Genomic DNA, 17789 nt, shown 5'->3' with positions numbered 1-17789 from the left:
TGTTCTAGAACTGCAGGCCGCCCTCACGGGCAGCGTCTGCAAGGGCCTTCACACGGCCATGATAGATGTACGCACCACGATCAAAGATCACTTCGCCAACGCCAGCCTTGGAACCGCGCTCGGCGATCAGCTTGCCGATCGTTGCAGCAGCGGCCGCGGTGGAACCGTTCTTGAGGCCGGACTTGACGTCCTTGTCGAGCGTCGAAGCGGAAGCCAGCGTACGGCCGGTCGCATCGTCGATGATCTGAGCGTAGATATTCTTGTCCGAGCGGAAAACGCTGAGACGGGGACGACCGAAGGCACGAGCCTTGAGCGCCTTGCGGACACGAGCCTTGCGGCGTTCCGCACCTTTTGCACTGATAGCCATTGCAGGCGCTCCTTACTTCTTCTTGCCTTCTTTGCGGAAGACGTACTCGCCAGCATAGCGAACGCCCTTGCCCTTGTAGGGCTCTGGCTTGCGCCATGCACGGATCTCAGCCGCAACCTGACCAACCTGCTGCTTGTCGATACCGGTGACGACGATTTCAGTCGGCACTGGGACAGTCAGCGTGATTCCCTTGGGGGCTTCGTAGATCACTTCGTGACTGAAACCAAGCGACAGCTTGATATCTTTGCCCTGAAGTGCGGCGCGATAACCCACGCCCTGGATTGCCAGCTTCTTTTCAAAGCCGGCAGAAACACCGGTGACCATGTTCTGGATCAGTGCACGGGTAGTACCCCAGGCGGCGCGCGCGAAGCGCGTGTCATTGGCCGGAGAAACGACGACGCCATCGGCGCCATTCTCGACATTAACGACATCCATGAGCACGATGCTCAACTCGCCCTTAGGGCCCTTTGCGGTGACGGTACGACCATCGATCGTAACCGTAACGCCGCTGACCGGTGCAACCGGTTGTTTGCCAGTACGTGACATTCTAACTTCTACCTTTGAGTAATCGTCTTACCGCGCCTTAGAAGACGCGGCAGAGTACCTCGCCACCGACATTGGCAGCCTTCGCTTCGTGATCAGCCATCACACCCTTGGGAGTGGACAGGATCGAGACACCGAGGCCGTTGGCGACCTGCGGAATATTCTTGACCGAGGCGTATACCCGGCGACCTGGACGCGAAACGCGCTCGATCGTGCGGATAACCGACTCATTGTCCGAGTACTTGAGTTCAATCTCATACTCAGCAGCGCCGTTCTCGAACTTGGTCTCCGAATAGCCGCGGATAAAACCCTCGGACTGGAGAACGTCCAGCACGCGACCACGAAGGGTCGAAGCTGGCGTCGAAACGGTGTTCTTGCGACGCATCTGGGCGTTGCGGATACGGGTCAGCATGTCGCCGATTGGATCGGAAAAGCTCATCTTCGGTTCTCCTTACCAGCTCGACTTCACGAGGCCCGGGATCATACCCAGGTTGCCCAGCTGACGCAGAGCGATACGGCTCAGCTTCAGCTTGCGGTAGAAGCCACGAGGACGACCCGAGACTTCACAGCGATTGCGGATACGGACCTTCGCAGAATTGCGTGGCAGTTCAGCAAGCTTGAGCTGGGCTGCAAAACGCTCGTTTGACGGAAGCGCCTGGTCCTTGGTCGCGGCCTTGAGGGCTGCACGCTTTGCAGCATACTGCTTAACGAGCGCGCGACGCTTTTCATTTTTAACGGTGGAGCTGGTCTTTGCCATGTCCTGATCCTTTTTCCCTTCCCTATCCGCTTACTTGCGGAAGGGGAAGTTGAATGCCTTGAGCAGCGCACGCGCCTCATCATCGGTTTTGGCCGTCGTGGCAACCACGATGTCCATACCCCAAACCTGATCGATCTGATCATAGTTGATTTCGGGGAAAATGATGTGTTCCTTGATGCCCATGGCATAGTTGCCATTGCCGTCAAAGGAATTGGGGTTCAACCCACGGAAGTCGCGAACGCGTGGCAGTGCGATGTTCACCAGACGGTCAAGGAATTCGTACATACGAACCTTGCGCAGCGTGACCTTCACACCCAGGGGCATGTCTTCACGAACCTTGAAGCCGGCGATCGACTTGCGAGCATAAGTGATGACTGGCTTCTGGCCAGCAATCTTCTCGAGCTCGGCTGCAGCCGACTTGACCTTCTTGGTATCGTTGACGGCTTCGCCGACGCCGATATTGATGACGATCTTGTCCAGACGCGGCAGTTCCATCACATTTTTGTAGCCGAACTGCTCGCGCAGGGCCGGCTTGATGGTGCTGTCATATTCGGTCCGGAGACGCGGAATGTAAGCGGTCTCAGCCATCGATCGAATCTCCGGTCGACTTTGCGACGCGCGTCTTCACGCCGTCTTTGATCTGGAAACCAACGCGGCTGGGCTTGCCATCCTTGTCGGCGATCGCGAGGTTCGACAGATGAATTGGCGCTTCTTTAGTGAAGATGCCTGCATCGGTCGACGCGGTCTGCTTGGTGTGGCGACGAACAAGGTTGATACCCTGAACCAGTGCCTTCGTTTCGGTCGGGATAACCGACAGGACCTGGCCAGTTTTGCCTTTGTCCTTGCCAGTCAGGACGACGACCTTATCGCCCTTCTTGATCTTGGCAGCCATTACAGCACCTCGGGTGCGAGCGAAATGATCTTCATGTGGTTCTTGGCGCGAAGCTCGCGCGGAACTGGTCCGAAGATACGGGTGCCGATCGGCTCTTTCTGATTGTTAATCAGAACCGCGGCGTTCTTGTCGAAACGGATCACCGTGCCATCAGGGCGGCGAATGTCGAACGCGGTGCGAACCACCACGGCCTTCATGACCTGACCCTTCTTTACGCGGCCGCGCGGAATAGCGTCCTTGACCGAAACGACAATAATGTCGCCGACCGAGGCGTATTTGCGATGCGAGCCGCCCAGCACCTTGATGCACATGACACGACGGGCGCCGGAATTATCCGCGACGTCGAGATTTGATTGCATCTGAATCATGACTGGATGCCTTCTTGTTAAATCGACCCGCCGTCCCCGGCTCGCCGACCTTGAAATCTAAACTTACGCGGAGGGAGCCGCAGTGTCCGTGACAAGCGTCCAGCGCTTGTTCTTGGAAATCGGTGCACATTCCTCGATCTGAACGATCTGGCCGATTTTGGCCAGATTGGCCTCATCATGAGCCTGATACTTCTTCGACCGGCGCACGGTCTTCTTCATAACCGGGTGCGTGAAACGGCGCTCGACGCGCACCACGACCGTCTTATCATTGGCGTCGGAGACAACAGTCCCCTGCAATACGCGCTTTGGCATGGTCGCGGCTCCTTACTTCGCTGCGTTCTTTTCGGCCAGGATCGTCTTGATCCGCGCGATATCGCGGCGAACCTTTTTGACCTCGGTCGGCTTTTCGAGCTGCTGGGTAGCACGCTGGAAACGCAGGTTGAACTGTTCTTTTTTCAAGTCGACGAGCTGGTCCTTCAGTTCGTCTGCGGTCTTGCTCCGCACATCACTGGCTTTCATGCTCATCGTCCTTAGTCAGCAATGCGGGTAACAACCCGCGTCATGATCGGGAGCTTCATCGCGCCGAGACGCAGAGCTTCCTTGGCAACGTCCTCAGGGACGCCGTCGATCTCGAATACGATACGGCCTGGCTTCACGCGAGCGGCCCAGAGTTCAACCGAACCCTTACCTTTACCCATGCGAACTTCGGTCGGCTTCTTGGTCACCGGCACATCCGGGAAAATCCGGATCCACACACGGCCCTGGCGCTTCATTTCGCGTGTGATCGCGCGGCGAGCCGCTTCGATCTGGCGAGCAGTAACACGCTCTGGCTCGGTGGCCTTCAAGGCATACTGGCCAAATGCCAGATCGGTACCGCCCTTGGCAACGCCATGGATACGACCCTTGTGAGCCTTGCGGAATTTGGTCTTCTTAGGTTGCAGCATAATGAACTAACCTTCTTATGCGCGTTCGCGGTCACGGTCGCCACGCTCAGAGCGCGGACCGCGTTCACTACGCTGACCACCTTCACCACCTTCGGTGGCGCGACGCTCATGTGCAGTGGGATCATGCTCAAGGACTTCGCCCTTGAAGATCCAGACCTTGATACCGATGATGCCGTAGGTCGTTTTTGCCTCGGCGGTGCCGTAGTCGATGTCAGCGCGCAGCGTGTGCAGCGGAACGCGACCTTCGCGGTACCATTCGGTACGAGCGATGTCGGCGCCACCCAGACGACCACCAACATTCACGCGGATGCCACCGGCACCCATGCGGATAGTGGTCTGCACAGCACGCTTCATAGCGCGACGGAATGCCACACGGCGTTCCAGCTGCTGGGCAATGCCCTGGGCAACCAGCGTCGCGTCAGTTTCCGGCTTGCGCACTTCAACGATGTTGATGTGCACTTCGCTATCGGTGAACTTCTTCACCTTGGCGCGGATCTTGTCGATGTCTGCGCCCTTCTTGCCGATCACGATGCCCGGACGGGCGGTGTGGATCGACACGCGGCACTTGCGGTGCGGACGTTCGATGACGATCTTGGAAACCGCAGCAGCCTTGAGGTCTTCCAGCAGCATTGTGCGGATCTTCAAGTCTTCCTGCAGCAGCGAACCGTATTCGCCCTTGTTGGCGTACCAGCGGCTATCCCAGGTGCGATTGATGCCCAGACGGAAACCGATTGGATTGATCTTCTGACCCATTATGCGGCCTCCTCAACTTGCCGGACGACGATCGTCAGATGCGCGAATGGCTTCTGGATCTGCGATGACCGGCCGCGACCGCGAGCGGTGAAGCGCTTCATTACCAGCGAATTACCAACAAATGCTTCAGCAACGACGAGAGCGTCGGTGTCGAGGCCATGATTGTTCTCAGCATTCGCAATGGCGCTTTCAAGCACCTTCTTGACCTGCACGGAGATGCGCTTGTGGCTGAATTCGAGATCGGCCAAGGCCTTCTCGACTTTCTTGCCACGGATCAACTGCGCGACGAGGTTCAGCTTCTGAGGGCTGATGCGCAGCATGCGCAAAACAGCCTTAGCCTCGTTGTCCTTGAGAGCGCGCTCAGTTTTTGGCTTGCCCATCTTACTTCCTCTTGGCCTTCTTGTCGGCGGCATGACCGTAATAGGTACGGGTCGGTGCAAACTCGCCGAACTTGTGGCCGATCATGTCTTCAGTGACGCTGACCGGAACGTGCTTCTGGCCATTGTGAACGCCGAACGTGATGCCAACGAACTGTGGCAGGATGGTCGAACGGCGGCTCCAGATCTTGATCACATCGTTGCGACCAGACGCGAGGGCCTTTTCGGCCTTCTTGAGCATGTAGCCGTCGACAAACGGCCCCTTCCAGATTGAACGGGTCATGGCTTACCTGCCCTTCTTAACGTGACGGCTGCGAACGATGAACTTGTCCGTTGCCTTATTGCTGCGGGTACGCTTACCCTTAGTCGGCTTGCCCCATGGCGTAACCGGATGACGACCACCCGAAGTACGGCCTTCACCACCACCATGAGGGTGATCGATCGGGTTCATGGTCACGCCGCGGTTGACAGGCTTGCGGCCCAACCAGCGCGAACGACCGGCCTTGCCGAGCGAGGTGTTGGAATGATCCTGGTTCGAAACGGCACCAACGGTTGCAAGGCAAGTGCCATGCACGCGGCGCTGTTCGCCCGACTTCAGACGAAGGATCGCCCAACCCTGGTCACGACCGACATACTGGGCATACGCACCAGCAGAACGGGCAACCTGGCCACCCTTGCGGGGCTTGAGCTCGATATTGTGCACGATCGTACCGACCGGCATGTTCTCGAGAGGCATGGTATTGCCTGGCTTCACGTCAACAGTACCTGTCGACGAGATGACCTTGTCGCCGGCCGACAGACGCTGTGGCGCAACGATATAGGCGATGTCGCCGTCTTCGTACTTCACCAGAGCGATCCAAGCCGTACGGTTGGGATCGTATTCCAGACGCTCGATCGTACCAACCACGTCAAACTTGACGCGCTTGAAGTCGATCATGCGATAGGTGCGCTTATGACCGCCACCACGATGGAAGGCAGTGATGCGACCACGATTATTACGGCCACCGGACTTGGACAGGCCTTCGGTCAAAGTCTTGACCGGCTTGCCCTTCCAGAGATCCGAACGGTCGGTCGTCACGAGCTGACGGCGGCCGGGGGACGTAGGATTGTAATTCTTAAGAGCCATTTTTCTGTCTCTTCCCTTAGAGGCCGGTCGAAATGTCGATCGACTGGCCGTCGACGAGGGTCACGACCGCCTTCTTGACGTCGTTGCGCGTGCCAACCTTGCCACGGAAGCGCTTCACCTTGCCCTTGCGGACCAGGGTGTTCACTGCCTTGACCTTGACCGAGAACAACTGCTCAACGGCAGCTTTGATATCGGTCTTGTTGGCATCGATCGCCACGTCGAAAACGACCTGATTGTGCTCCGAAGCCATCGTCGACTTTTCAGTCACGACGGGGTTCCGAACGATGTCGTAAGCGCTCAGCTTGTTCATGCGAACCTCGCTTCCAGCGCTTCCAGCGCTGCCTTGGTCAGGACGAGCTTGTCACGCTTGAGGATCGAAACAACGTTGATCCCCTGCACTGGCAGCACGTCGATATGCGGGATGTTGCGAGCGGCCAGAACAAAGTTCTGGTCGACAGCTGCACCGTCGATGATCAGCGCGTTTGTCCATTCCAGCTTGCCGAAGGTAGCGAGCAGACCAGCGGTCTTTGCTTCCTTCTGGGCGACGCTGTCGACAACGATCAGCGAGCCGGACTTGGCCTTGGACGACAGAGCATGCTTGAGAGCAAGCGCACGGACCTTCTTGGGAAGATCGATAGCGTGGCTACGCGGCGTCGGACCAAAAGCGCGACCACCACCACGGAACTGTGGAGCCTTGCGATCGCCGTGACGAGCACCGCCGCCACCCTTCTGCTTGCCGAACTTCTTGCCGGTCAGCGAGCCTTCCGAACGATGCTTGACATCGTGCGTGCCGGCCATTGCCTTGAGCTGCTGGTAGCGAACCATGCGGTGCAGGATATCCTGGCGGATTTCCAGACCGAAGACGTCTTCAGCGAGCTGGACATTGCCAGCGGCCTTACCGTCGAGGGTTGTGACCTTGAGTTCCATTTAGTTACCTTCCCCCGCGACTTCAGCGGCGGCCTTAAAAGAGCCCGGGAAAGCAGCGCCCTGTGGGGCAGGCTTCTTCACCGCGTCCTTGATCTGGATCCAGGCACCCTTGGAGCCGGGAACCGAACCCTGGATCATGATCAAACCGCGCTCGACGTCGGTCTTGACGACCTTGACGTTCTGCGTGGTGATGCGACGATCGCCCATGTGGCCCGGCATTTTCTTGTTCTTGAAGGTCTTACCCGGGTCCTGACGACCACCGGTAGAACCGATCGAGCGATGCGAAACCGACACACCATGCGAAGCACGCAGGCCGCCAAAGTTCCAACGCTTCATGCCGCCGGCAAAGCCCTTACCGATCGACGTACCGGTGACATCCACCAGCTGGCCTTCGATGAAGTGATCTGCCTGCAACGTCGCGCCGACCTCGATGAGGTTTGCTTCATCAACGCGGAATTCCGCGACGTGACGCTTGGGCTCGACTTTGGCAACAGCGAACTGACCGCGCTCGGCCTTGCTCGTGTTTTTCGCTTTAGCCTGGCCTGCGCCAAGCTGTACTGCGACGTAACCGTCCTTATCAGCCGTCCGCTGGCCCACCACCTGGCAGTTCTGCAGGCCCAACACTGTCACTGGAACGTGCGAGCCGTCCTCAGCGAAAATGCGGGTCATGCCCAGCTTCTGTGCGATCAATCCAGAACGCATCGGTTATTACCTTCTCTCTTGGCGCTGTACCGGGTCATGGTTTCAGAGGACCCTCTATCTGGTACGCGCGGAAACTTCTCGACTTTAGAGCTTGATTTCGACGTCAACGCCGGCGGCGAGGTCAAGCTTCATCAGTGCATCAACCGTCTGAGGCGTCGGATCCACAATGTCCAGGAGACGCTTGTGAGTCCGAATCTCGAACTGCTCACGTGCCTTCTTATCGATATGGGGCGAGCGGTTCACGGTAAACTTGTCGATTCGCGTCGGCAGCGGAATTGGACCGCGAACCTGCGCGCCTGTACGCTTGGCCGTCGAGACGATCTCGCGCGTAGACGCGTCGAGAACGCGATGGTCAAACGCCTTGAGGCGAATGCGAATATTCTGACCGTTCATCTTTGTAAATCCTGACGAAAATGGATCGCGGCGCGCGTTTATCCGCGCGCCGCGAATGTCTCAATGAGGCTTACTTCAGGATCTTCGCGACCACGCCGGCGCCGACAGTGCGGCCACCTTCACGAATAGCGAAGCGAAGCTTCTCTTCCATGGCGATCGGAACGATCAGCTGAACGTTCATGTTGATGTTGTCACCTGGCATAACCATTTCCGTGCCTTCTGGCAGGGTAACGATGCCCGTCACGTCCGTGGTACGGAAGTAGAACTGGGGACGGTAGTTGCCGAAGAACGGAGTGTGACGACCGCCTTCTTCCTTGGTGAGGATATAAGCCTCAGCAACGAAGTCGGTGTGTGGGTTCACAGAACCGGGCTTGCAGAGAACCTGGCCGCGCTCAACCTGAGTACGGTCGATACCACGGATCAGTGCGCCAACGTTGTCGCCAGCCTGGCCCGAGTCGAGCAGCTTGCGGAACATTTCAACACCGGTAACGGTGGTCTTCTGGGTAGCCTTGATGCCGACGATTTCGACTTCTTCGCCAACCTTGACGATACCGCGCTCAACGCGACCGGTAACCACAGTACCACGACCCGAGATCGAGAACACGTCTTCGATCGGCAGCAGGAACGGCTGATCAACAGGACGCTCTGGCTGTGGGATGTACGAGTCAACAGCGGCCATCAGTTCGAGAACTGCGTCGTGACCGAGCTTCTTGTCGGAATCTTCCAGAGCAGCAAGAGCCGAACCCTTGATGATTGGAATATCGTCGCCGGGGAACTCGTACGAGGACAGTAGTTCACGCACTTCCAGCTCAACGAGCTCGAGCAGTTCCGGATCGTCGACCATGTCGCACTTGTTCAGGAACACGACCAGCGCAGGAACGCCAACCTGACGAGCGAGCAGGATGTGCTCACGAGTCTGGGGCATTGGGCCGTCGGCAGCCGACACGACCAGGATCGCGCCATCCATCTGAGCAGCACCGGTGATCATGTTCTTCACATAGTCAGCATGGCCTGGGCAATCGACGTGTGCGTAGTGACGGTTTGTCGTCTCATACTCAACGTGAGCCGTGTTGATGGTGATGCCGCGGGCCTTTTCTTCAGGCGCAGCATCGATGTCCGCATAGTTCTTGAACGTAGCGCCACCGGTTTCCGCCAGGATCTTGGTGATCGCTGCGGTCAAAGAGGTCTTGCCATGGTCAACGTGACCAATGGTGCCGATGTTACAGTGAGGCTTATTGCGGGAAAACTTTTCCTTGCCCATCGTATTCTCCGTATTCGTTAGCCAATAGGCCAACCTTGAGTTGAGTTATTGGTTAGGCGTATTTGGCCTGGACTTCGTCGGCGACTGCCTGCGGCACCTGCTCGTAGTGATCGAACGTCATCGAGTACTGTGCACGACCCTGGCTCATCGAGCGCAGCGAGTTCACATAACCGAACATGTTCGCGAGCGGAACGAAGGCATCCACAACTTGGAGGACACCACGGCCTTCAGTGCCCTGGATCTGCCCACGCCGCGAATTAAGATCGCCGATAACGTCGCCCATGTAATCTTCTGGCGTCGTAACTTCAACCTTCATGATCGGCTCGAGGATCTTTGGAGATGCCTTACGGATGGCTTCGTTGAAGCCAGCACGACCAGCAATTTCAAAGGCCAGCACCGAGGAGTCAACATCATGGTAGGCGCCTTCAGTCAGCGTCACCTTGATATCAACGATCGGGAAGCCGATCAGCGGGCCTGAAGCCATAACGGACTTCACGCCCTTTTCAACGCCCGGGATATACTCCTTGGGCACCGAACCGCCAACGACGGCATTCACAAACTCCAGACCCTTGCCGACTTCGCCTGGCTCAATCGAGAGCTTGACGCGAGCAAACTGGCCCGAACCACCGGACTGCTTCTTGTGGGTATAATCCACATCGGCAGCGCGGGTAATGGTTTCACGATAAGCCACCTGTGGCTGACCGATATTGGCCTCGACCTTGAACTCGCGACGCATACGGTCAACGAGAATGTCCAGATGAAGCTCGCCCATGCCAGAAATAATGGTCTGGCCGGATTCTTCATCGGTCTTGACGCGGAAGCTTGGATCTTCAGCAGCCAGACGATTGAGCGCGAGACCCATCTTTTCCTGGTCGGCCTTGGACTTTGGTTCCACCGAGATGTCGATCACGGGCTCTGGGAAGATCATGCGCTCAAGGATAACCTGGGCATTCTGCGCACAAAGCGTGTCACCCGTGGTGGTGTCCTTCAGGCCAACGATAGCAACAATGTCGCCAGCGAAAGCTTCGGTGATCTGTTCACGGCTGTTCGAGTGCATCTGGAACATGCGGCCAACGCGTTCGCGCTTTTCCTTGACCGTGTTTTCCAGCATTGCGCCCTGCTCGACGTGACCCGAGTAGATGCGGCAGAAGGTCAGCGAACCCATGTGCGGGTCGTTGGCGATCTTGAAGGCCAGCATCGACAGTGGCTCGCTATCGTCAGCGTGACGCTCGATTGGCTCTTCCGTACGGGCGTCGATGCCCTGGATAGCCGGAACGTCATGTGGCGATGGCAGGAAGTCGATAACGCCGTCCAGCAGAGGCTGAACGCCCTTATTCTTGAATGCCGAACCGGCATAGATCAGGAAGAACTTGGTATCGATCACGCCGCGACGAAGCAGACGACGGATGGTGTCGTTGTTCGGCACCTCGCCATTGAGATAGGCTTCCATGGCGTCGTCGTCGAGCTCGACAGCGGCCTCAATCATCTGCTCGCGATACTTCGCAGCAGCTTCCTTGAGGTCGTCAGGGATCTCAACGATGTCCCACTGAGCACCCAGCTCTTCATTGCGCCAGACCAGAGCGTTCATTTCGATCAGATCGACAACGCCCTTGAATTCGTTCTCAGCGCCGATTGGCAGCTGGACAGGAACGGCCTTGGCACCAAGACGCGTACCGATCATCTCGACGCAGCGATAGAAATCGGCGCCGATCTTGTCCATCTTGTTGACGAAGATGAGACGTGGAACGTGGTACTTGTCAGCCTGACGCCAAACAGTTTCCGTCTGCGGCTCAACACCGGCATTGGCGTCGAGCAGAGCAACGGCACCGTCGAGCACGCGCAGCGAACGTTCAACTTCAATGGTGAAGTCAACGTGGCCGGGAGTGTCGATGATGTTGAACCGGTGCATCGTGCCTTCGCGCGACTTCCAGAAAGTGGTCGTGGCAGCCGAAGTGATCGTGATGCCGCGTTCCTGCTCCTGCTCCATCCAGTCCATGGTAGCAGCGCCGTCATGGACTTCGCCGATCTTATGGGACTTGCCGGTATAGTACAGAATGCGTTCTGTCGTGGTCGTCTTGCCAGCATCGATGTGAGCCATGATGCCGAAGTTACGATAAAGCTTAATTGGGTATTCGCGTGCCATGGGGCGCTCCTACTACCAGCGGTAGTGCGAGAATGCACGGTTGGCGTCAGCCATACGGTGCGTGTCTTCGCGCTTCTTGACGGCCTGACCACGGCCATTGAGAGCATCCATGAGTTCGCCCGAGAGGCGCTCACGCATGGTGTTCTCGCCGCGCTTGCGGGCAGAATCGATCAGCCAACGGATGGCCAGTGCCTGCTGACGATCAGCACGCACTTCGACCGGAACCTGGTACGTAGCACCGCCAACGCGACGCGAACGCACTTCAACCGAAGGACGAATGTTTTCAAGGGCAGTGTGGAACACCTCGATGGGGTCCTGCTTGACCTTGGCTTCGACAATGTCGAATGCACCGTAAACGATGCTTTCGGCAGCCGACTTCTTGCCGTCCTTCATGAGCGAGTTCATGAACTTGGTAAGGACGAGATCGCCGAACTTTGCGTCGGGAATAACGTCACGCTTCTCAGCGCGGTGACGACGGGACATAGCTCTCTCTCCTTACTTCGGACGCTTCGCGCCATACTTGGACCGGCGCTGGCGGCGGTCCTTGACGCTCTGCGTGTCGAGGACGCCGCGGAGCACGTGATAGCGAACACCGGGAAGGTCGCGTACGCGGCCACCACGGATCAGGACCACGGAGTGCTCCTGCAGGTTGTGGCCTTCGCCCGGAATGTACGAAATCACTTCGCGCGAGTTCGTCAGACGCACTTTAGCAACCTTGCGGAGAGCCGAGTTCGGCTTCTTTGGGGTCGTCGTATAAACACGAGAACAAACGCCGCGCTTCTGCGGATTTGCTTCCATCGCCGGAACCTTGTTCCGCTTTGGCTTGCTGGCGCGTGGCTTGCGGATCAGCTGATTAATGGTGGGCATTTCGCTCTTTCCATCGTCCAAAATTCATTGCGGTCTAGCCTAAGCAAACCAAAACGGCGCTCATCCGACCCCTAACCGGGCCCGGCGGCGCCTTAATTGCAGCGGACCACCCCCAAAAAGCGGGCAGTCATGCGCACAAGGATTTGCTTCGTCTAGTTACCCGACAGTGTGTTTGAGTGTCCTGGATGCCCGCACAAGATGGCAGGAACCCGGTGTGACATTCACGACCGACCGCTTAGGTAGGCGCTGTTTAGAACCGACTCGCCTTTGCGTCAAGGATTCTTTCGTGAATTATCCGGGTTGGAGCTATGCACCGGCTTGCCAAAGAACCCTTATGCTGCAAGGGGCAAACCGTACCGGGCGGTACTCGCCCTGCCCAGTTATCGTTGGGTTTGGTTTGCCCTGACCTGATGCTTGTATAGACTCGCCACGACTTAAGCACCCATTGCGCTCGGCCTGCCTGGCAGCATCGCATCAAGGAGATACTCATGAAGTTCAAGACCCTGGTGGCCGGTTCACTTATCGCTTTGGCACTCGCCGGCGCGCCCCAGGCCAAGACCATTCAGGCGAACGACACCGACGCGATCCTCAATATCGCGCGAGGTTATGGCGCCGCCGAACTCGTGGCGCAGGGTAACGGGGACCCGCAGATTACCGGCAAGATCGAGGGGATCACCTATCAGGTCTATTTCCTGAACTGCACCGATCACACCCAGTGTCAGGATCTGAACTTCTATCTCGGATTTCTGGACATCAAGCCCAGCCTCGAGACCATCAATGCATGGAACTTCACCAAGCGCTTCAGCCGCGCCTATCTCGATCAGGATCAGGATGCCTCGATCGAAATGGACCTCGATCTGGCCAATGGCGTCGATGCCAAGGTGCTCGACGCGCAGTTCGATATCTGGCGCCAGGTCATTGCCCAGTTCGCTACCCATATCGGCTACAACTAGCCAAAATCCCGACGTCAGGGGTGCCTGCTCGCCAGCACCGAAGGCAAGTCGGATATTGCCCAAAACATGCGGCATTCGCTGTCCATCTATCGCGCCGGCCTCCTATAGCCAGGCGCATATCAAACCAGCCACCACCAAGACAAAAAGAAAGGGAGCCTTGCGGCCCCCTTCCCTCAAACTTGTCTGTCTCAGTCCTACTCGGCGGCAGGCGCTGCGATCTTGGGTGTGCTGGCCTGACGGCGGCGCTCATCCAGGATCAAATCATCGCGCTTGGTGGCGATGAGCTTGGCCGAGGAGATACCCGCGCCGGTACCGGCTGGGATCAGGCGACCAACGATCACGTTTTCCTTGAGACCTTCGAGCAGATCGGCCTTGCCGGAAACCGCAGCCTCGGTGAGGACGCGTGTGGTTTCCTGGAAAGACGCGGCCGATACGAACGAACGGGTCTGCAGCGATGCCTTGGTGATGCCAAGCAGCACGGGGTTAGCCGTTGCAGGCTTCTTGCCATCGGCGACCAGAGCGTCGTTGAGCTCGTCAAAGTCCAGCTTGTCGAGCTGCTCGTCCTTGAGCAGACCGGACTCACCGGGATCCACGATCTCGACCTTCTGCAGCATCTGGCGAACGATCACCTCGATGTGCTTGTCGTTGATCAGCACGCCCTGCAGGCGATAAACTTCCTGGATTTCATTGACGAGGTAGCGAGCAAGCTCCTCCACGCCCTTGATGGCCAGAATGTCATGTGGCGCAGGGTTGCCGTCGAGGATGTACTCACCCTTTTCAATGGCATCACCTTCCTGCAGATGGAATGGCTTGCCCTTGGGGATCAGATACTCGACCGGATCAGCACCTTCTTCATGTGGCTCGATGACGACGCGACGCTTGTTCTTGTAGTCGCGACCAAAGCGGATGGTACCATCGATCTCGGCGATGATGGCGTGATCCTTTGGACGACGGGCTTCGAACAGTTCCGCCACGCGCGGCAGACCGCCCGTGATGTCCTTGGTCTTGGCGCTTTCCAGCGGAATACGCGCCAGCACGTCACCCGGCGATACCTTCTCGCCCGGCTCAGCGGCGATAACCGCATCAACCGAGAGCAGGTAACGGGCTTCGCCACCACGATCCACCTTCAGCACTGCACCATCACGTGCAATGGCCAGAGCCGGCTTGAGGCCTTCACCGCGCGGATTGGTGCGCCAATCGATGACAACGCGCTTGGTAAAGCCGGTCGCTTCATCGGTGTTTTCCGCAACCGAGGTACCGTCGACCAGATCTTCGAATACAACCTCGCCTTCGACTTCGGCCAGGATTGGACGGGTGTAGGGGTCCCATTCGGCCAGACGCTGACCGCGACGAACCGCATCACCTTCCTTGACCAGCAGCTTGGCACCGTAAGCCACCTTGTGGCTTGCGCGTTCCTTGCCGTCGGCGTCCAGAATGACGAGCGACACGTTACGGGCCATGACGACCAGCTTGTTGTCTTCGACCTTGACCACGTTCGGATTGCGGATCGTGATCGTGCCTTCGGCACCTGATTCAAGGAACGAGGAGTCAACCACCTGCGCCGTACCACCAATATGGAACGTACGCATGGTCAGCTGAGTGCCGGGTTCACCGATCGACTGCGCAGCGATAACGCCCACAGCTTCACCCATGTTCACGGGTGTACCGCGAGCAAGGTCACGACCATAGCAGGCCGCGCAGGTGCCCTGACGCATGTCGCATGTCAGCGGCGAACGGATACGGATCGACTGGATCCGGGCGTCCTCGATGACATCAACATCCTTCTCGTCCAGCAGGTGACCCTTTGGAGCGATCAGATCGCCGGTCAGCGGATGGAAGATATCGTCAGCAGCGGTACGCCCCAGAACACGCTGGCCGATGGAGGCCACGATCTGGCCGGCATCAACGATTGGTTCCATGGTCAGACCACGTTCGGTGCCGCAATCGGTGGACACGATGATCGCGTCCTGCGCCACGTCAACCAGACGACGGGTCAGGTAACCCGAGTTCGCCGTCTTCAAAGCCGTATCCGCCAGACCCTTACGGGCACCGTGGGTGGAGTTGAAGTACTCGAGAACGTTCAGGCCTTCCTTAAAGTTAGCCGTGATCGGGGTCTCAATGATCGAGCCGTCAGGACGGGCCATCAGGCCGCGCATGCCAGCCAGCTGCTTCATCTGCGCTGGCGAACCACGGGCACCGGAATGGCTCATCATATAGACCGAGTTGATCGGCTTCTGACGACCGGTCTCCTCGTCGATCTGCACGGTGCGGATCGCGTCCATCATTTCTTCGGCAACCTTGTCGCCACACTTGGCCCAGGCGTCCACGACCTTGTTGTACTTTTCGCCCTGAGTGATCAGGCCGTCATTGTACTGCTGCTCGAACTCTTCGACCTGCTTACGCGCGGCTTCCACGATCGTGTACTTGGACGCTGGGATAACCATGTCGTCCTTGCCGAACGAAATGCCGGCGTCACAAGCGTTCTTGAAGCCCAGCTGCATGACGCGGTCACAGAAGATCACGGTCTCTTTCTGACCACAGCCACGGTAAACCGTGTCGATCATCTTGGAGATCATCTTCTTGGTCATCAGCTGGTTGGCTGTCGAGAACGGCACCTTGGCGCTCTTGGGCAGGATCTGCCCAATCAGCATACGGCCCGGGGTCGTTTCTACGATCTCAGTGGTCTCATTGCCGTCAGCATCAAAGGAGGCAACGCGACCCTTGATCTTGGTGTGCAGTGTCACGACCTTGGTGTCGATGGCATGCTCGAGTTCAGCGAACGAACCAAACGCCATGCCCTCGCCTGGCTCCTTCTCGTTCATCAACGAGAGGTAGTACAGGCCCAGCACGATGTCCTGGCTCGGCACGATGATCGGCTGGCCATTGGCAGGGTGCAGGATGTTGTTGGTCGACATCATCAGCACGCGCGCTTCCAGCTGTGCTTCGAGCGACAGCGGAACGTGCACAGCCATCTGGTCACCGTCAAAGTCGGCGTTGAAAGCCGAGCAGACGAGCGGATGCAGACGGATGGCCTTGCCTTCGATCAGCATGGGCTCGAAAGCCTGAATGCCAAGACGATGCAGGGTTGGCGCGCGGTTGAGCAGAACGGGATGCTCGCGGATCACCTCATCCAGGATATCCCAGACTTCCGGCTTTTCCTTCTCGACCAGCTTCTTGGCCTGCTTCACCGTCGAGCTGAAGCCCTTGGCTTCAAGACGCGAGTAGATAAAGGGCTTGAACAGCTCGAGCGCCATCTTCTTGGGCAGACCGCACTGGTGCAGCTTGAGGTTCGGACCCACGGTAATAACCGAACGACCCGAATAGTCGACGCGCTTGCCGAGCAGATTCTGGCGGAAGCGGCCCTGCTTGCCCTTGAGCATGTCGGACAGCGACTTCAGCGGACGCTTGTTGGCACCGGTGATGGTACGACCGCGACGACCATTGTCGAACAGGGCGTCAACGGCTTCCTGCAGCATACGCTTTTCGTTGCGGATGATGATGTCAGGCGCACGCAGCTCGATCAGGCGCTTCAGGCGGTTGTTGCGGTTGATCACGCGACGATAGAGGTCGTTCAGATCGGACGTGGCAAAGCGGCCACCATCCAGCGGCACCAGCGGGCGCAGCTCGGGCGGAATGACCGGAATGACGGTCATGATCATCCATTCGGGCTTGTTGCCCGACACGATGAACTGCTCGACGATCTTGAGACGCTTGGCCAGCTTCTTTGGCTTCAGCTCGGTGGTCGACTCGGCGATCTCAACGCGCAGGTTAGCCGCGATCTTTTCCAGATCGAGGGCCAGCAGGATGTCGCGAATGGCTTCGGCACCGATCTTGGCAGTGAAGCTGTCGGCACCATACTCGTCCTGAGCGTCCAGGAACTGCTCTTCGTTCAGCAGCTCATGCTGGGTAAACGGCGTCAGACCGGGATCAAGAACGACGTAGTTTTCGAAGTACAGGATGCGCTCGATGTCCTTGAGCGTCATATCGAGCAGCAGCGCGATACGGGACGGCAGGGACTTCAGGAACCAGATGTGCGCTACTGGCGCGGCCAGCTCGATGTGACCCATGCGCTCGCGACGAACGCGGCTCAGGGTGACTTCAACACCGCACTTTTCGCAGATGACGCCCTTGAACTTCATGCGCTTGTACTTGCCGCACAGGCACTCATAGTCCTTCACAGGGCCAAAGATACGCGCACAGAACAGGCCATCGCGTTCAGGCTTGAACGTACGATAGTTGATGGTTTCCGGCTTTTTGATCTCGCCGTACGACCAGGACAGGATCTTTTCTGGCGACGCGATGGAGATCTTCATCTGATCGAAGGTCTGCACCGGAACAGCCGGATTAAACGGGTCCATGACGTGGGAATGATGATTCATCAATTCTCTCCTCTTTCCGTCAGGACCGGGCGATGGC

The 17789-nt window shown here is 57.9% G+C and carries 24 protein-coding genes; 1 reads left to right on the top strand and 23 read right to left on the bottom strand.

The window, feature by feature from the left end; genetic code table 11:
• Positions 1–4 precede the first annotated feature (4 nt).
• The 22 genes from rplR to rpsL all read right to left on the bottom strand — a co-directional run bounded on the left by rplR (position 5) and on the right by rpsL (position 12420).
• Positions 5–367, bottom strand: a complete 363-nt coding sequence (gene rplR, locus KD146_RS05390; protein WP_212657697.1) for a 50S ribosomal protein L18 — start codon at positions 365–367, stop codon at positions 5–7.
• 12 nt (positions 368–379) lie between these two features.
• On the bottom strand, positions 380–913 hold the full coding sequence (rplF, locus tag KD146_RS05385) for a 50S ribosomal protein L6 (protein ID WP_212657696.1): 534 nt from the start codon (positions 911–913) through the stop codon (positions 380–382).
• Positions 914–950: 37 nt separating this feature from the next.
• The gene (rpsH, locus tag KD146_RS05380) at positions 951–1349 is read right to left on the bottom strand and encodes a 30S ribosomal protein S8 (protein ID WP_212657695.1); all 399 of its coding nucleotides are present in this window, start codon (positions 1347–1349) and stop codon (positions 951–953) included.
• A gap of 12 nt (positions 1350–1361) precedes the next feature.
• Positions 1362–1667: a 30S ribosomal protein S14 gene (gene rpsN / locus KD146_RS05375; RefSeq protein WP_212657694.1), complete on the bottom strand. Its 306-nt coding sequence runs from the start codon at positions 1665–1667 to the stop codon at positions 1362–1364.
• Between the two features lie 30 nt (positions 1668–1697).
• Positions 1698–2255, bottom strand: coding sequence for a 50S ribosomal protein L5 (gene rplE / locus KD146_RS05370; protein ID WP_212657693.1), 558 nt, complete (start codon positions 2253–2255; stop codon positions 1698–1700).
• Complete coding sequence (gene rplX / locus KD146_RS05365) at positions 2248–2559, bottom strand: 50S ribosomal protein L24 (RefSeq protein WP_212657692.1); 312 nt, start codon at positions 2557–2559, stop codon at positions 2248–2250. The genes rplE and rplX overlap by 8 nt, the downstream gene beginning before the upstream one ends.
• Positions 2559–2927 carry a 50S ribosomal protein L14 gene (gene rplN / locus KD146_RS05360; RefSeq protein ID WP_035102635.1) on the bottom strand — a complete coding sequence of 123 codons (369 nt, stop codon included), beginning with the start codon at positions 2925–2927 and terminating at the stop codon, positions 2559–2561. The genes rplX and rplN overlap by 1 nt, the downstream gene beginning before the upstream one ends.
• 63 nt (positions 2928–2990) lie before the next feature.
• The gene (gene rpsQ, locus KD146_RS05355) at positions 2991–3239 is read right to left on the bottom strand and encodes a 30S ribosomal protein S17 (RefSeq protein ID WP_212657691.1); all 249 of its coding nucleotides are present in this window, start codon (positions 3237–3239) and stop codon (positions 2991–2993) included.
• A gap of 12 nt (positions 3240–3251) precedes the next feature.
• Positions 3252–3446, bottom strand: coding sequence for a 50S ribosomal protein L29 (gene rpmC / locus KD146_RS05350; RefSeq protein WP_137152189.1), 195 nt, complete (start codon positions 3444–3446; stop codon positions 3252–3254).
• A gap of 11 nt (positions 3447–3457) precedes the next feature.
• Positions 3458–3871, bottom strand: a complete 414-nt coding sequence (rplP, locus tag KD146_RS05345) for a 50S ribosomal protein L16 (protein ID WP_212657690.1) — start codon at positions 3869–3871, stop codon at positions 3458–3460.
• Between the two features lie 15 nt (positions 3872–3886).
• Positions 3887–4624, bottom strand: coding sequence for a 30S ribosomal protein S3 (gene rpsC / locus KD146_RS05340; protein WP_212657689.1), 738 nt, complete (start codon positions 4622–4624; stop codon positions 3887–3889).
• Positions 4624–5004, bottom strand: a complete 381-nt coding sequence (rplV, locus tag KD146_RS05335; RefSeq protein WP_212657688.1) for a 50S ribosomal protein L22 — start codon at positions 5002–5004, stop codon at positions 4624–4626. Before rplV ends, rpsC begins: the two co-directional genes overlap by 1 nt.
• A gap of 1 nt (position 5005) precedes the next feature.
• The gene (rpsS, locus tag KD146_RS05330) at positions 5006–5284 is read right to left on the bottom strand and encodes a 30S ribosomal protein S19 (RefSeq protein ID WP_212657687.1); all 279 of its coding nucleotides are present in this window, start codon (positions 5282–5284) and stop codon (positions 5006–5008) included.
• Between the two features lie 3 nt (positions 5285–5287).
• On the bottom strand, positions 5288–6127 hold the full coding sequence (gene rplB, locus KD146_RS05325; protein ID WP_212657686.1) for a 50S ribosomal protein L2: 840 nt from the start codon (positions 6125–6127) through the stop codon (positions 5288–5290).
• Positions 6128–6143: 16 nt separating this feature from the next.
• Positions 6144–6437, bottom strand: a complete 294-nt coding sequence (locus KD146_RS05320; RefSeq protein WP_212657685.1) for a 50S ribosomal protein L23 — start codon at positions 6435–6437, stop codon at positions 6144–6146.
• Positions 6434–7054, bottom strand: a complete 621-nt coding sequence (gene rplD / locus KD146_RS05315; protein WP_212657684.1) for a 50S ribosomal protein L4 — start codon at positions 7052–7054, stop codon at positions 6434–6436. Before rplD ends, KD146_RS05320 begins: the two co-directional genes overlap by 4 nt.
• The gene (rplC, locus tag KD146_RS05310) at positions 7055–7756 is read right to left on the bottom strand and encodes a 50S ribosomal protein L3 (protein ID WP_212657683.1); all 702 of its coding nucleotides are present in this window, start codon (positions 7754–7756) and stop codon (positions 7055–7057) included.
• Between the two features lie 84 nt (positions 7757–7840).
• A complete protein-coding gene (gene rpsJ / locus KD146_RS05305; RefSeq protein ID WP_035102617.1) occupies positions 7841–8149 on the bottom strand; it encodes a 30S ribosomal protein S10 in 309 nt (102 codons plus the stop codon).
• A 70-nt stretch (positions 8150–8219) separates the two neighbouring features.
• Entirely contained in the window at positions 8220–9410 is a 1191-nt protein-coding gene (tuf, locus tag KD146_RS05300; RefSeq protein ID WP_212657682.1) for an elongation factor Tu, read from the bottom strand.
• 52 nt (positions 9411–9462) lie between these two features.
• Complete coding sequence (gene fusA, locus KD146_RS05295; protein ID WP_212657681.1) at positions 9463–11553, bottom strand: elongation factor G; 2091 nt, start codon at positions 11551–11553, stop codon at positions 9463–9465.
• Positions 11554–11565: 12 nt separating this feature from the next.
• A complete protein-coding gene (gene rpsG / locus KD146_RS05290; RefSeq protein ID WP_212657680.1) occupies positions 11566–12036 on the bottom strand; it encodes a 30S ribosomal protein S7 in 471 nt (156 codons plus the stop codon).
• A gap of 12 nt (positions 12037–12048) precedes the next feature.
• Positions 12049–12420 carry a 30S ribosomal protein S12 gene (gene rpsL, locus KD146_RS05285; protein ID WP_212657679.1) on the bottom strand — a complete coding sequence of 124 codons (372 nt, stop codon included), beginning with the start codon at positions 12418–12420 and terminating at the stop codon, positions 12049–12051.
• Between the two features lie 488 nt (positions 12421–12908).
• On the opposite strand from rpsL, the gene KD146_RS05280 reads away from it, so the two are divergent.
• Positions 12909–13373, top strand: coding sequence for a YbjN domain-containing protein (locus tag KD146_RS05280; RefSeq protein WP_212657678.1), 465 nt, complete (start codon positions 12909–12911; stop codon positions 13371–13373).
• A 194-nt stretch (positions 13374–13567) separates the two neighbouring features.
• Here the strand turns inward: KD146_RS05280 and rpoC are convergent, their stop codons facing one another.
• Positions 13568–17752, bottom strand: a complete 4185-nt coding sequence (gene rpoC / locus KD146_RS05275) for a DNA-directed RNA polymerase subunit beta' (RefSeq protein WP_212657677.1) — start codon at positions 17750–17752, stop codon at positions 13568–13570.
• Positions 17753–17789 lie beyond the last annotated feature (37 nt).

Source organism: Devosia litorisediminis, assembly GCF_018334155.1.
In the GTDB taxonomy this organism is placed as follows: domain Bacteria; phylum Pseudomonadota; class Alphaproteobacteria; order Rhizobiales; family Devosiaceae; genus Devosia; species Devosia litorisediminis.
Note: the sequence above shows the minus strand (reverse complement) of the source record. Positions and strands in the feature narration are given on the sequence as shown.

Coding starts and splice junctions, on each gene's coding strand:
- rplR (WP_212657697.1), bottom strand. CDS start 367: ATGGCTATCAGTGCAAAAGGTGCGGAACGCCGCAAGGCTCGTGTCCGC.
- rplF (WP_212657696.1), bottom strand. CDS start 913: ATGTCACGTACTGGCAAACAACCGGTTGCACCGGTCAGCGGCGTTACG.
- rpsH (WP_212657695.1), bottom strand. CDS start 1,349: ATGAGCTTTTCCGATCCAATCGGCGACATGCTGACCCGTATCCGCAAC.
- rpsN (WP_212657694.1), bottom strand. CDS start 1,667: ATGGCAAAGACCAGCTCCACCGTTAAAAATGAAAAGCGTCGCGCGCTC.
- rplE (WP_212657693.1), bottom strand. CDS start 2,255: ATGGCTGAGACCGCTTACATTCCGCGTCTCCGGACCGAATATGACAGC.
- rplX (WP_212657692.1), bottom strand. CDS start 2,559: ATGGCTGCCAAGATCAAGAAGGGCGATAAGGTCGTCGTCCTGACTGGC.
- rplN (WP_035102635.1), bottom strand. CDS start 2,927: ATGATTCAGATGCAATCAAATCTCGACGTCGCGGATAATTCCGGCGCC.
- rpsQ (WP_212657691.1), bottom strand. CDS start 3,239: ATGCCAAAGCGCGTATTGCAGGGGACTGTTGTCTCCGACGCCAATGAT.
- rpmC (WP_137152189.1), bottom strand. CDS start 3,446: ATGAAAGCCAGTGATGTGCGGAGCAAGACCGCAGACGAACTGAAGGAC.
- rplP (WP_212657690.1), bottom strand. CDS start 3,871: ATGCTGCAACCTAAGAAGACCAAATTCCGCAAGGCTCACAAGGGTCGT.
- rpsC (WP_212657689.1), bottom strand. CDS start 4,624: ATGGGTCAGAAGATCAATCCAATCGGTTTCCGTCTGGGCATCAATCGC.
- rplV (WP_212657688.1), bottom strand. CDS start 5,004: ATGGGCAAGCCAAAAACTGAGCGCGCTCTCAAGGACAACGAGGCTAAG.
- rpsS (WP_212657687.1), bottom strand. CDS start 5,284: ATGACCCGTTCAATCTGGAAGGGGCCGTTTGTCGACGGCTACATGCTC.
- rplB (WP_212657686.1), bottom strand. CDS start 6,127: ATGGCTCTTAAGAATTACAATCCTACGTCCCCCGGCCGCCGTCAGCTC.
- KD146_RS05320 (WP_212657685.1), bottom strand. CDS start 6,437: ATGAACAAGCTGAGCGCTTACGACATCGTTCGGAACCCCGTCGTGACT.
- rplD (WP_212657684.1), bottom strand. CDS start 7,054: ATGGAACTCAAGGTCACAACCCTCGACGGTAAGGCCGCTGGCAATGTC.
- rplC (WP_212657683.1), bottom strand. CDS start 7,756: ATGCGTTCTGGATTGATCGCACAGAAGCTGGGCATGACCCGCATTTTC.
- rpsJ (WP_035102617.1), bottom strand. CDS start 8,149: ATGAACGGTCAGAATATTCGCATTCGCCTCAAGGCGTTTGACCATCGC.
- tuf (WP_212657682.1), bottom strand. CDS start 9,410: ATGGGCAAGGAAAAGTTTTCCCGCAATAAGCCTCACTGTAACATCGGC.
- fusA (WP_212657681.1), bottom strand. CDS start 11,553: ATGGCACGCGAATACCCAATTAAGCTTTATCGTAACTTCGGCATCATG.
- rpsG (WP_212657680.1), bottom strand. CDS start 12,036: ATGTCCCGTCGTCACCGCGCTGAGAAGCGTGACGTTATTCCCGACGCA.
- rpsL (WP_212657679.1), bottom strand. CDS start 12,420: ATGCCCACCATTAATCAGCTGATCCGCAAGCCACGCGCCAGCAAGCCA.
- KD146_RS05280 (WP_212657678.1), top strand. CDS start 12,909: ATGAAGTTCAAGACCCTGGTGGCCGGTTCACTTATCGCTTTGGCACTC.
- rpoC (WP_212657677.1), bottom strand. CDS start 17,752: ATGAATCATCATTCCCACGTCATGGACCCGTTTAATCCGGCTGTTCCG.